The following is a 12252-nucleotide window of genomic DNA, read 5'->3' as shown; positions in this document are numbered from 1 at the left end:
TGGCTCCTAATTAATTAGGTATTCTTTGAAATGGCACGCACCTGTTTGCTGCGAAGGTATGCAGTTCCCAGCATAGCATTTCAAAAAGTCGAGCCAAGTAAGTCTGGCCCGGCTTAGTGAGCTAACGTACAAACAACCGGTAAGGTTTTCCCTGGATAGGCGAGCCACGCTGGCGGCTTAATCCGGCATCTCGCCGGTGTGCTCATAGGCCACCGTTCCCCTGGGATGCCTGAACCACCCCGGATCCCGGTAGTCGTTGCGCCCCAACCCCTCTCGCACTTTTACGACGCTGAACATGCCACCCATTTCCAGCGCGCCGAACGGCCCCGTGCCGGTCATCATCGGCAGCGTGTTGTCGGGTAGCGGCATTTCCATCCCGCCCATTGAGCCGCCTGTGCTGCCCATCGCCATGTAGTCCGGCACCAGCCTGTTGATCCGTTTCACCAGGTCCTTCTGCGGCACACCGATCAGGTTCGGTACCTGATGACCCATTGCGTTCATGGTGTGGTGGGACTTGTGGCAATGAAACGCCCAGTCGCCGGGACGGTTCGCCGTGAATTCGATGGCGCGCATCTGGCCGACGGCGACATCCGCGGTCACCTCGGGCCAGCGGGCGGAAGGCGGGATCCATCCGCCGTCCGTGCCGACCACTTCGAAGTGATAGCCGTGCAGATGGATCGGATGATTGGTCATCGTCAGATTGCCGACGCGGATGCGCACGCGATCGCCGGCGCGTACGGGCAAAGAATCGATGCCCGGAAAGACGCGCGCATTCCACGTCCACATGTTGAAGTCGGTCATCTCGTTCACGCGCGGTGTGAAACTGCCCGGGTCGATGTCATACGCGGACATGATGAACACGAAGTCACGATCCACCCGCATGACGTCCGGGTCTTTCGGATGAACAATGAATGTGCCCATCATGCCCATTGCCATCTGCACCATTTCGTCGGCATGCGGGTGATACATGAAGGTGCCGTGTTTCTCCAACTGAAACTCGCAGACGAAGGTCTTGCCCGGCGGAATGTGCGGCTGCGTGAGACCGCCGACGCCATCCATACCGCACGGCAGCAGCATGCCGTGCCAGTGAACCGTGGTGTGCTCGGGCAGCTTGTTGGTCACGAAGATGCGCACCTTGTCGCCTTCGACCGCCTCGATGGTCGGTCCCGGCGTCTGGCCGTTATAGCCCCACAGGTTCGCGCTCATGCCCGGCGCCAGTTCGCGCACCACCGGCTCAGCAATCAAATGAAACTCCTTCCATCCATTCTTCATACGCCACGGCAGCGACCAGCCGTTCAACGTGGCGACGGGCGTATATGGACGGCCATTCGGCGGTGCGAGCGGCGCCTGCATCGCGGCTGTGGCCATCGCGGGCGCCTCGGGCAGTGACGCAGCGCCGGCCTTGCTGACGAGCGCCGCACCCACCAACGCGGCCCCGGAGCCGCTGAGAAAATGTCGACGAGACACCATGTTATTGACCTTCGGAATCGGTGGACGACGCCGGCGGCGTCATGGATGTGATTGGCGCCGCGACCATCGCAAGAGACGGCGGACGACCGCCGAGCACCTGTTGCAGGTCGGTTTCCGCGAGCCAATAGTCTTTGAGCGCGTCGATAGAACTGTTCACCGCACCGATCTGGTCGCGCGAATCGGCGAGCAGTTCAAACACGCTCGCGAGCATGCCGTTATAGCGAAGCAGCAGTTCGTCCGAAATGGTTTTGCGGATCGGCACGACTTCGTCGCGATAGTGCTTCGCAACGTCGTAGTCGGTCACGTAGGCCGAATACGATTCCCGAACCTCTGAGCGTGCGTTGATCGCGGTCTCGGCGACGCGGTTCGCCGACTGCATGTAGATCGCTTCGGCGCGCGCAATTTTCGAGGCGCCCCAGTCGAAGATCGGAATCTCGACGCTGATCTCGTAGCCCTGCTCGCGGCCATCGGAGGTCGTGAAATTATTCTGATAGCCGACATCCAATGCATTGATGAAACGCGTTGCCCGGACTAGGCCGAGTGAGCTTGCAACACTCTGGGTCTGTCGTTTCGCCGCCTGAATGTCCAGCCGGTTGTGCATCGCGAAGCGCTCGAGGTCCTGCAACTCGGGGCGGGTTGCAGGCAGGTCGGGCAGACGCTCAGGAAGCTCGTACTGCGCTTGCGGTCCCCATAGGCCCATCGTGCGTGTGAGGTTCTCCCGCGCGGATATGGACTGCTGCCGCACTTTCGCCAGTTGCGCCACGGCTTCCGCGTAGAAAGCCTGCTCCCGGGCATAGTCGAGCTTGCTGAAGTTGCCGGCTTGCTGCATGCGCAACGCGAGTTCGGCGCCGGCGTCCGCCGAGTCCTTCACCTGCTCGGCGTAGGCAGCGGACTGCTTCGCTGCGACCGCGCTGATATAGGCGCGTCGTGTATCGGCGGCGACCTTGAGCATGGCGTCCGTCGCAAGCAGCCGGGCTTGTTCGAAACGGCGGCCCTCGATGCGAGTCGCCAACGGCAGCGTCAAGACGTTCAACAAGCCGAGCGTGAATGTACGGCTGATGCTCAGATCGTTGCCGCCGTGCGTGCGGCTGAATGTGAAGCCGGGATTCGGTAGCCGTCCCGCCTGCACCAGGTCCGCTTCGGCGATGCCGAGCTCGCTGTACGAGGCTTGCAATCCACGGTTGTTCAACAACGCGATCTGAACTGCGTCGTCCATACCGAGCGGCTGCGATAGCAATTCCTGCGTGCGTTTGGCGACAGCGCTCCGGTCTTCGTCGGTCCTGACCAGCACGGCGTCTTTCTGAAGCCATTGCGAAGCTGTGGTGGAAACGGTGTCGAAGCCACCGTCCTTCGAAAACGTCGTGCAGCCAGCGAGGAATGTCACTGCGGCGGCCGCAGCGATGACAGCGATGACGCGGCCGTAGCGAGAATTATGCTGCCTCATTTCGCAGGCTCCCGCATTTGACCGTGCTCCATTCCGGGCTCGCCCGATGAATTCGCCACCGCACGGTTGAGCGCTTGCCAGGTGGGCGCTTTCTGCTCCCGGTATGGCCGATAGTCCGAGAAGGCTGACGGCACACTGACCGCCGGAACCGATGCCGCGGCATCCGCCGGGTCAGGGCCTGTGGGCATGGCGTGCACGAGCGCCGGCAATACTGCCGTCGCGCCGAGCAGCGCCGCAATAAACGTTCGCATTGATTGTCTCGTCGTATGTCACCCGGACGGCCGACGTGTGACGTGCGGCCATCAAGGCGAAATTGAACATCGCAGCATCACGCTGCGAGGGAACTAGACGAGAGCGATTCGGGGAGGTCGTTCGATGCCGTCAGTCAGAAATGACGCGACACGGACAAAGGGAGGAAGAGGCAAAACGGAATGGACCGCATCGACGGATATCGCCGCTAGCGGAGCGGCCGGCAACCCGCCGCCGAAACAGCAGGATGCGCACGCCGAGCAAGCATGCGCATGTTGCGCGCCGCCCGAATGACCGTTGTGTTGCGTGTGGATCTGCACACCGTTATCGGCACTACCGGCACTACCGGCGCTATTGGCGCTATTGGCCATCATCGCAGCAGGGTCGTGATGATGAGCCGCGTCGCCCGCGCTCGCATGAAGCGCGGACGCCCCTTCCCCACCGAAATGCGAGAACTCGCATTGCATGGAAACGGCCGCGAACAGCTGAGCCGGAAGGCTCAGCACAAGCAGCACGACGAGGAAGAGTTTGCGCCAGTAAGACATGGGTACGGAGTCTAGCACGCTGTTTAAGAAGACTGTAAGGCTGGGATCGGATCAGTCTGCGGCGGGTTTTTGCTTCGATACGGCCAAGGTCGGCGACAACATGAACATAGGCATATATGCTTGACCTTCCCACCATGGGAAGGCCCAGGCTTGGGTTCTGATTTCTCACTGGAGGCAGGAAATGGAACTCGAAATCCCGGATATGACATGCGGCGGCTGCGCTAATGCCATCACTCGTGCAGTGACCGGGCTTGACCCCGCGGCGAAGCTCGAGGTCGATGTCCCCGTTAAAATCGTGACGGTCACGTCGACGTTGCCGTCGGCACGCATCATCGAGGCAATCGAGGCGGCGGGCTTTCATCCTTCGCTCAAACGCTAGACCGATCGCATCAGGCCAAGGTCTGTGGATTCGGCCTTGCGACCTGTTTGCGGCATCATGGTCGCCGGAAATAACTTTTTTTCCCAACGGAAAACCCAATATGAAAAATCTTCACGCATTCCGTGCCTTGTGCCTTTTCAGCGGCATTGCGTTCGCTGTCGCCGCGGCGCCCGTCCACGCCCAGCAAGCTGCATCGATGCCCGGCATGGACATGTCCGGTTCGGCGGACACCGGGTCCGGCGCATCGACACAGGCATTCAAGGACGCCGACGAGAAAATGATGCAAGCCATGGACGCACCCGCCTATACCGGCGACGCTGACAAGGACTTCGTGGCCCACATGATTCCGCATCATCAAGGCGCGGTCGAAATGGCGCAGGTGGAATTGAAATACGGTAAGGATCCCGAGTTGAAACGCCTGGCCCGAAACATCATCAAGGCACAACACGAAGAGATCGCGTTCATGCAACGCTGGCAGGCGAAGCACGGTGTGAAGTGACAACGGGCAACCTCGCCGCTTGAATGCCTTGACGCTTTGACACTTTGACGCCGCGCTTGACCCTCACGCAACGTCAGATTCTAGTCTCCATGCAGGCATGAAGAAAGGGGCGATTTCGATGCTGCTGAAAGTGGGTGAACTAGCCAGGCGATCCGGCATTACGGTGCGCACGCTTCATCACTACGACGCGATCGGATTGCTCACGCCTTCTGCCCGCTCCGATGCGGGCTACCGGCTCTACAACCGCGACGACATCGCCAGGCTGCATCAGATCCAGGCGATGCGGCGGCTGGATCTGCCGTTAGCCGACATCGGGGCCTTGCTGGCAAGACCGGACGCCTCCCTCTCGTCGGTTGTCGAGCAGCAGATTGCAGCGCTCACTCGACAGATCGATCGTGCAACAGACTTGCGCGACAGGCTTCATCGTTTGCGTGGTCAGTTGATGACGGGAGAAGAACCCGATCTTGCCGACTGGCTAACCACGTTGGAGTTGATGACCATGCAAGATAAATATCTAACGCAGGATGAACAGAACCAGCTTCGTTCGAACAAGCTCGCCGGGGCGGCCAACTGGCCGGCATTGATTCAGGCGGTACACGCACTGATGGATCGCGGCATCCCTGTCGAAAGCAAGGAAGCCCAGACGTTGGCGAGCCGCTGGATGTCGATGGTGGCCGAGTACACCGGCGGCGATCCGAGTCTGCTTTCGAAGCTCGACTCCATGCATCGCAACGAACCGGGTTTGCAGGTGAAGAGCGGCATCACGACGGAGATGCTGGCCTACATGACACGCGCCGTCACACACGCGAAGCTCGCGCTCTATGCGAAATATCTGTCGCCGCAGGAACTGCAGCGCATGCGTGACGGGGACGAGCGTTACGTGTCCGAATGGCCCGGGCTCGTCGCAGAAGTCCGGCGTGCCATGGACAGCCGCAAAACCGTTGACGACCCGTCGGTTCAAAAACTCGCGCAACGCTGGACGGATCTGTTCAACGCCTATATCGGTACGGAGCCGGAGACTCACCGGAAACTCCAGGCCGCCTACGAGAACGAGCCCGCGATACTGGCCGGCACGGGAATCGACCGGGACATGCTCGCCTACATCCGCGACGCACTCGAGATCGCGCAGCCGCAATAGCGTGATTGCGGGGCCTCGCGTACGGGATATCATGGGCAAGGGCGTCACCACGACGCTATTCATCTGCGTGGTGTTCATTCCGGAGCCTGAATCTCTTGCCGCCGCTTGCGGACCGAGGCGCGACACATGGATGCTCACGAACCTGTCACGCGGCCGACACAGCCTGTGCGCCGCCCGGTGCTGGTCTGGGACGCGCCGGTGCGACTGTTTCACTGGCTGGTGGTCGTGCTGGTCACGGCCGCCTATGTCACCTTGAAGCTGAACTGGATCGACTGGCACGTCCGGGTCGGCGAGACGCTGCTCGCCTTGGTTATTTCCCGGCTGCTATGGGGCTGGTTTGGCAGTGAGACCGCGCGCTTTCGCAGTTTCGTGGCGTCGCCCGCAACTGCGCTTCGTCATTTGCGTCACCTGTTTCGCCGCGAGCCGGATGAGCAGGTGGGCCACAATGCGGCCGGCGGCTGGATGGTCTTGCTGCTGCTTGCGTTGCTGCTGGTCGAGACGCTGAGCGGGCTTTACGTCAACAACGACATCGCCGACGAAGGCCCGTTGAGCGAACTGGTGCCCGCGTGGCTCGCCAACGCGATCTCGACGCTGCACGGGCTTGTCTGGGACGTGCTGCTCGCCGCAGTGGCGCTGCACGTACTCGTGATCGCGCTCTACGCAGTAGCAAAGCGACACAACCTGCTGCGTCCAATGCTAACCGGCTACAAACAGTTGCCCCCGTCCATCGACGCGCCGCGGCAGACGCCAGCGCTGCTGGCGCTGCTGCCGCTCGGCGTCGGCGCTGCCGTGGTGATGCTGCTCGCGGCTTACCTCTGAGCGCGCCGTGAATCGGATCTCAGGGTGCCGCTTCAGCGGTTGCGTCAGTTGCTCTTCGGCGGCACCACCTGGCCGCGGATCTCGCCACCCGGATTGTTCTTGGTGTGAACGTTGATGTACATGTCACCGGCTTCGAACATCTTGGCGTCGTCCGGGGATAGCGTGGCCTGGCCGCTGAGCGGACTCGTCATCTCCATGGTGCCTTTCTGGGAGAGCCAGACCTTCACACCGGCGTTTTTACCGGCCGGCGCGGGCCCGTGGAAATGCGCCATCGTGGCCTGACTCGACAAGCCGCTGAAGCTGACGTTCCAGGTGACGACCCGTGTGCTGGCGTCATATGTAAGGTCGGCGCTGCCGTTGCCTGGCGTCTGCACCGCCGGAACCTGCTGGGCGCCCGTCAACGGCACTTGAAACGAGACCGGCGCCGCTTGCGCCAAAGTCAGCGTACCCGCTAAAGCCAGACCACCGAACACCATGAGAGCGCGCTGCGAGATAGATCGTGACATTTGGTTTTCTCCTTTTGGGTTTGCCCTTGCTGGGCGGTAGCCACTATCGAAGAGTGCGAAAGGCCCCGTCGGCGCCGCTTGCAGCCAAAGAGGTGAGACAAGGATAGACGCAAGCCGCCAGGAACTCCAGGTGAGGGCCGGAAGTCTTTGGCCTGTGCAACGAGAAGATGCAGCAGGTTTCAACGGGCTTAACGGCTTCTTCCGTCCACATGCCGCAGCGGAATCGCCGACACGTCAAGACCGTCGATACAGAATGCGTTCACGCTGTACATGGCAGAATCGATGCGCCGCTGATGAAAAGTGTAAATGCCACAAGTCGAGCAAAAGTGATGACGGGCTTGCCCGGTATTCCATCGATACGAACCCAACGTATCGTGTCCTTCCACAATCTGCAGACTATCGCGCGGCACACTCACCATCACCGCGCGCCGCTTCGTGCATAACGAGCAATTGCAGATCACGAGTTCGTCGATATGCGCGTCAAAGGCGAACTTGACTGCGCCGCAATGGCACGAAGCGGTGTAGCGGGGCATTCTTCCTCCGTTTGAATATGTCGGCAGCGCGGCGCCATCTTCACGGCATCAGCAATCATCAGGCGCTCACAGCACCCCGCTACGCCGTCTGTCCCAACTGCTCGCCGAACTGCAGGGCAGCAAGCTGGGCATAGAGTGGCGAGCTTAGAAGAAGCTCGGCATGACGACCCTGCGCGACGATGCGGCCTTGTTCCAGCACGACAATGCGGTCGGCCTGTTGCACGGTCGCGAGGCGGTGCGCGATGACCAGTGTGGTGCGGTTCTGCGCGGCATTGTCCAGCGCCGTTTGCACCAGCCGTTCGCTGGCGGCGTCGAGCGCGCTCGTGGCTTCGTCCAGCAGCAGGATCGGCGGATCCTTCAGGATCGCGCGGGCGATCGCAATGCGCTGGCGCTGTCCGCCAGACAGCCGCACACCGCGCTCGCCGAGAAACGTGTCGTAGCCTTGCGGCAATTCTTCGATAAAGCCGGCCGCGGCGGCCATGCCGGCAGCCCGTTGTACTTGCACTAGCGTGGCGTCCGGCGCGCCGTAGCGGATGTTGTCCAGCACGCTCCCGGAAAAGATCACCGACTCCTGCAGCACCACGCCGATTTCCTTGCGCAATTCGACGAGTGGCACGTCGCGCGTCGGCACACCGTTGATCAGAATGCTGCCGGACTGCGGGTCGTAAAAGCGCAGCAGCAGTTGGAACAGCGTGGTCTTGCCCGCACCGGACGGTCCGACCAGGGCAACATGTTCGCCCGGACGGACATCGAGCGAGAGTCCGGAAAGCGCGGCAATACCAGGGCGCGAAGGATATGAGAAGCTGACGTTGTCGAAGCGAATGCCTTCGCCTCGCGTGGGCAGCGCGACCGTGGTCTCGGCCTGTACCACCGGCGAGCGCGCCGCCAGCAATTGCAGCAAGCGTTCGGTCGCGCCGGCAGCGCGTTGCAGGTCGCCCCATACCTCGGCAACTGCGCCCACGGCGCCGGCCGTGAACACCGCATAGAGAATGAACTGGGACAGTTGGCCCGCCGTCATCCGCCCGGCCAGCACCGCCTGCGCCCCGAGCCATAGCACGAACACGATGGCGGTGAACACCAGCACGATCACCACGGCGGTCAACCAGGCGCGCGCGCGAATGCGCGTGAGCGCCGTCTCAAAGGCCGCCTCCACCGCGCCGGCAAACCGCCGCGTCTCAAAGGGCTCCTGCGTGTACGACTGGACGGTCGGCATGGCGTTGAGCACCTCGCCCGCCAACGCGCTCGTGTTCGCGATCTTGTCCTGGCTCGCGCGCGAGAGCCGCCGCACGCGCCGGCCGAAGATCACAATGGGTGCGACCACCACGATCAGCGTCGCGATGATGTAGCCGGACAGCACCGGGCTCGTCACCGCCAGCATCGCAACGCCACCGGTCAGCAGGAAGAAATTGCGCAGCCCCAGCGACAGACTGGTGCCGACTACCGCCTGAATCAACGTGGTGTCGGCGGTGAGCCGTGACAGCACCTCGCCGGTCTGTGTGGTCTCGAAGAACTGTGGACTCATCCCGAGCACGTGGTCGTAGACCGCGCGCCGCAAGTCGGCCGTGACCCGCTCGCCCAGCCATGACACGAGGTAAAAGCGCAGCGCCGTGGCGCCGGCCAGTACCAGCGAAACGACAAAGAGCGCGAGAAAATAACGATCGATGTGCGCCCGGTCGCCCCCCGCGAAGCCACGATCGATCAGGTATTTGAACGCCACCGGCAACACCAGTGTGGCGCCCGCCGACGTCACCAGCGCAAGAAACGCGAGCGCCCAGCGCCCGGCATAGGGGCGCAGGAAGGGAAGCAGGGCAAACAGGGGGCCAATACGGGCCGAAGGCGGTGAAGGTGGCGAAAGCGGGACAGCGTCTGGCATGAGGATTCCAAAGCGACTCGAAGGTCACCCGATTGTGCCAGTCCTGCTGATTCGACGTCGGTTCATGTAAAAGCCTGGCGCTGATCCATCAGTGCCTGCGTGTCCGCCACGCACGGTCCTGAAGGATTGATGGCCCGTCTGTCTGGCCAGGTGCCGCCCGGCAGACTGCTTGCGCGTGCTTGCCGCGAGTGCGCATCTGTATCAAGATCAAGCCGACTCATCCGGAACAGGCCATTCCCATGACAGACGACTCCGATCCCGACAAACTGAAAGGCCCCGGCGGCTTGACGTTGCGCCAGATCCATGAACAGGTGCAGAAGAGTGTCGAACGTGACCGCGAAGAGCAGGCGTCGCGCAATGCGATCGCTCCGCAACGCAGCAGGTGGCAACGTTGGGTGCGTTATGTGTGGGGCCGCAGCGGGCGTCGTTAGGCGGCCGACGTATCCCCTTTGCGGAACCTTGCACTGCGGGCACGTACCCACAGGCTCCTAATCATTGTCTTTTGCTACGGCCGCGCCCGCGATGCCATGACGCGCCAGCGACGCCGCGACGAAGCCCGACGCTTTCATGTCCTCGACGAACGTCGCGAGATACGCGGCCGCTTCATCGCCTCTTGCTTTCGGCACACCCATTGCCTGACGGATCACCATGAAGCGTTGATCGAGCAACCGCAACCCGCTTGCTTTGGCCGCGTCTTTTTCCAGTTGCTGTTTGACGCCTGCAGCCACGTCCAGATGCTGATCCAGGAAGCCCTGCACCACAGCCGGCGAAGTCGGAATCCGGACGATCGTCGCACGATGCAGTTCTCGCGTCAGGAACAGATCGTAGGCACTGCCTTTGCCGACCGCAACCGTCACGCCGGGTTGATCGACCTGCTCGTTAGCGGTAATCGGCGACGCGTCGCGAACGAGATAAAAACCTTCGATCAACACATACGGTTTGGTGAAACTGATTTCCTCTCCGCGCTTTGGATCGACAGCGAAGAAGCCAATATCGGCCTTGTCCTGATTCACGTTTTCAACCGAGGCGCCCACCGATTTGACCGCGACCAGTTGCAGCGGCACGCCAAGTCGTTTGGCGAATTCGGTGGCGAGATCGACGGACACGCCGACCGGTTTTCCCGTTGCAGGATCGAGACTTGCGAGGACTGGATTGCCGAGATTGATCGACGCGCGCAACGTGCCGCCCGGCGCGAATATTTTTGTCATTGATGTGCCTTTCTGATTCGCCGGTTGTGAACCCGTCGTTTGTAAAGCGCTCACGCCTTGCGTTTGTGCGAAAGCGGACATCGAAATGGACAAGGGCAAGATGACAGCCGATACAAGCACGGCTGCCAGCCGCCTGGAATCAATGCTGCAGCATTTCGTGATTGAAAGCTTCGTCATCCTGGATGGTCTTGAGATCGTGATCAGATTTGCCCGGCCGCAATGTCCTCGAGCGACCTTCCGCGCGTCGGCACGCCCATGAGTACCACAGCCATCGCACCGATCAGCAGAACAAGCGTCGTCGCACCGAACACTCCGGCAAAGCCCAGCAGCGGATAAACGTACCCAACCAGAATAGGCGCAGCAATCGCCCCCAGCCGGCCAATTGACGAAGCGAGCCCGGTGCCCGTTGCGCGCACGTCGGTGGGAAAAACCTCCGGGGTATAAGCATAGACGCCGGCATAGGTGCCGTTCATGAAGAACGACAGCAGGATTCCCGACACCATGATGCCGGCATCCGTACGCGTCAATGCGAGCCCCAGTGCCGACACGCCGCCCAATATCATGTATGACGCGATCGTCGCCTGCCGGCCGATCTTCTCGTTGAGCCACGCGCCTGAAAAGTATCCCGGGATCTGTGCACAGTAAATCACGAGCGAGTACGAAAAGCTCCGCGTGATCGTCATCCCGTTCTGAACCAGCAAGCCGGGAATCCACGTGAAAAACGCGTAGTAGCTGAACGTGATGGACAGCCACATCAGCCACGTCATCGCCGTGATACGCGCGAGCTTTGCCGACCACAACGCCTTGACATTCGCAACGATGGAAGCCCGTCCGGCTGCGAGCGGAACGGCTCCGTCGCGCACGGGTGGCAGCGGCTCCAACTGCACGCCGGCTTGCGTTATCTCCGCCTCCATCCGCGATAGGATCGCATCGGCTTCCGCGTGCCGGTCGCGCGCCTCGAGCCAGCGCGGCGATTCGGGCAGCGCGCGACGCCACCAGAGCAACATCAGAATGGGCAGCGCAGTGATGACCATGACTGCGCGCCATGCATTCGGTGCGAGCGGGATCACCAGATAGCCGAGCAGTGCGGCCGCCACAAAGCCAAAGGAGAAAAACCCCGCGAGGCTGCCGGTAAAACTGCCGCGATACCGCCGCGCCACGAACTCGGAGAGAAACGGCGCGACGATGGCGCTTTCCGCGCCCGTCCCCAATCCGGCGACAATACGCGTCGCAAGAAAAAATCCCCAATCATTCGCGAGCGCGCTGGCAAGCGACGCTATGCAGTAAATCACGAGCGCATACATCATGACCTTGCGGCGGCCGATGATATCGCCCAGCATGCCCGCGAGCATCGCGCCAGCGAAATAGCCGATAAACGTGCCGCTTCCCAGCACGCCCGTCTGTACACTCGTCAGCCCCCATTGCATGCGCAATACCGGCAGCAGGAAAGCGAGCACGGCGGCGTCCATCGCGTCGAAGGTATAACCGAGACCGCCCATCAACAACAGACGGCGGTGAAAACCTGAAAACGGCAGACGCTCGATGCGGGCGGCGATCATTGACATGAACAGGCTCCGATAGGAACGGTG

At 61.6% G+C, this 12252-nt stretch carries 13 protein-coding genes; 5 read left to right on the top strand and 8 right to left on the bottom strand.

The features are described from left to right. Positions 1 to 177 precede the first annotated feature (177 nt). Genes PQQ52_RS04520 through PQQ52_RS04510 form a run of 3 tightly spaced genes read right to left on the bottom strand, consistent with a single transcriptional unit; the run spans position 178 to position 3165 of the window. A complete protein-coding gene (locus PQQ52_RS04520) occupies positions 178 to 1470 on the bottom strand; it encodes a multicopper oxidase domain-containing protein (protein ID WP_408207254.1) in 1293 nt (430 codons plus the stop codon). Between the two features lies 1 nt (position 1471). Next, complete coding sequence (locus PQQ52_RS04515) at positions 1472 to 2914, bottom strand: TolC family protein (RefSeq protein WP_408207252.1); 1443 nt, start codon at positions 2912 to 2914, stop codon at positions 1472 to 1474. Further along, a complete protein-coding gene (locus PQQ52_RS04510) occupies positions 2911 to 3165 on the bottom strand; it encodes a hypothetical protein (RefSeq protein WP_408207250.1) in 255 nt (84 codons plus the stop codon). The genes PQQ52_RS04515 and PQQ52_RS04510 overlap by 4 nt, the downstream gene beginning before the upstream one ends. 724 nt (positions 3166 to 3889) lie before the next feature. Here PQQ52_RS04510 and PQQ52_RS04505 point away from each other — a divergent pair. The 4 genes from PQQ52_RS04505 (at position 3890) to PQQ52_RS04490 (ending at position 6543) form a co-directional block, all read left to right on the top strand. After that, positions 3890 to 4087 carry a heavy-metal-associated domain-containing protein gene (locus PQQ52_RS04505; protein ID WP_408207249.1) on the top strand — a complete coding sequence of 66 codons (198 nt, stop codon included), beginning with the start codon at positions 3890 to 3892 and terminating at the stop codon, positions 4085 to 4087. Between the two features lie 100 nt (positions 4088 to 4187). Next, positions 4188 to 4586, top strand: a complete 399-nt coding sequence (gene copM / locus PQQ52_RS04500; protein WP_408207247.1) for a CopM family metallochaperone — start codon at positions 4188 to 4190, stop codon at positions 4584 to 4586. A 118-nt stretch (positions 4587 to 4704) separates the two neighbouring features. Then, positions 4705 to 5724 carry a MerR family transcriptional regulator gene (locus tag PQQ52_RS04495; protein ID WP_408207245.1) on the top strand — a complete coding sequence of 340 codons (1020 nt, stop codon included), beginning with the start codon at positions 4705 to 4707 and terminating at the stop codon, positions 5722 to 5724. A 126-nt stretch (positions 5725 to 5850) separates the two neighbouring features. Continuing rightward, on the top strand, positions 5851 to 6543 hold the full coding sequence (locus tag PQQ52_RS04490) for a cytochrome b/b6 domain-containing protein (protein ID WP_408207243.1): 693 nt from the start codon (positions 5851 to 5853) through the stop codon (positions 6541 to 6543). A gap of 44 nt (positions 6544 to 6587) precedes the next feature. Here PQQ52_RS04490 and PQQ52_RS04485 read toward each other — a convergent pair whose 3' ends face one another. The 3 genes from PQQ52_RS04485 to PQQ52_RS04475 form a co-directional block, all read right to left on the bottom strand. After that, positions 6588 to 7049 (bottom strand): CHRD domain-containing protein, encoded by a 462-nt coding sequence (locus tag PQQ52_RS04485; protein WP_408207241.1) that lies wholly within the window; start codon positions 7047 to 7049, stop codon positions 6588 to 6590. Between the two features lie 188 nt (positions 7050 to 7237). Continuing rightward, the gene (locus tag PQQ52_RS04480; protein WP_408207239.1) at positions 7238 to 7582 is read right to left on the bottom strand and encodes a GFA family protein; all 345 of its coding nucleotides are present in this window, start codon (positions 7580 to 7582) and stop codon (positions 7238 to 7240) included. 79 nt (positions 7583 to 7661) lie between these two features. Beyond that, the gene (locus PQQ52_RS04475; RefSeq protein ID WP_408207237.1) at positions 7662 to 9455 is read right to left on the bottom strand and encodes an ABC transporter transmembrane domain-containing protein; all 1794 of its coding nucleotides are present in this window, start codon (positions 9453 to 9455) and stop codon (positions 7662 to 7664) included. A 239-nt stretch (positions 9456 to 9694) separates the two neighbouring features. Between PQQ52_RS04475 and PQQ52_RS04470 the strand changes: the two genes are divergently transcribed. Then, entirely contained in the window at positions 9695 to 9886 is a 192-nt protein-coding gene (locus tag PQQ52_RS04470; RefSeq protein WP_149667994.1) for a hypothetical protein, read from the top strand. 57 nt (positions 9887 to 9943) lie between these two features. Here PQQ52_RS04470 and PQQ52_RS04465 read toward each other — a convergent pair whose 3' ends face one another. Together PQQ52_RS04465 and PQQ52_RS04460 are read right to left on the bottom strand one after the other, a co-directional pair. Next, the gene (locus tag PQQ52_RS04465; RefSeq protein ID WP_408207235.1) at positions 9944 to 10663 is read right to left on the bottom strand and encodes an ABC transporter substrate-binding protein; all 720 of its coding nucleotides are present in this window, start codon (positions 10661 to 10663) and stop codon (positions 9944 to 9946) included. A 200-nt stretch (positions 10664 to 10863) separates the two neighbouring features. Beyond that, positions 10864 to 12228: an MFS transporter gene (locus PQQ52_RS04460; protein WP_408207233.1), complete on the bottom strand. Its 1365-nt coding sequence runs from the start codon at positions 12226 to 12228 to the stop codon at positions 10864 to 10866. Positions 12229 to 12252 lie beyond the last annotated feature (24 nt).

This window comes from Paraburkholderia sediminicola (genome assembly GCF_046030555.1).
Lineage (GTDB): Bacteria > Pseudomonadota > Gammaproteobacteria > Burkholderiales > Burkholderiaceae > Paraburkholderia > Paraburkholderia sediminicola_E.
Note: the sequence above shows the minus strand (reverse complement) of the source record. Positions and strands in the feature narration are given on the sequence as shown.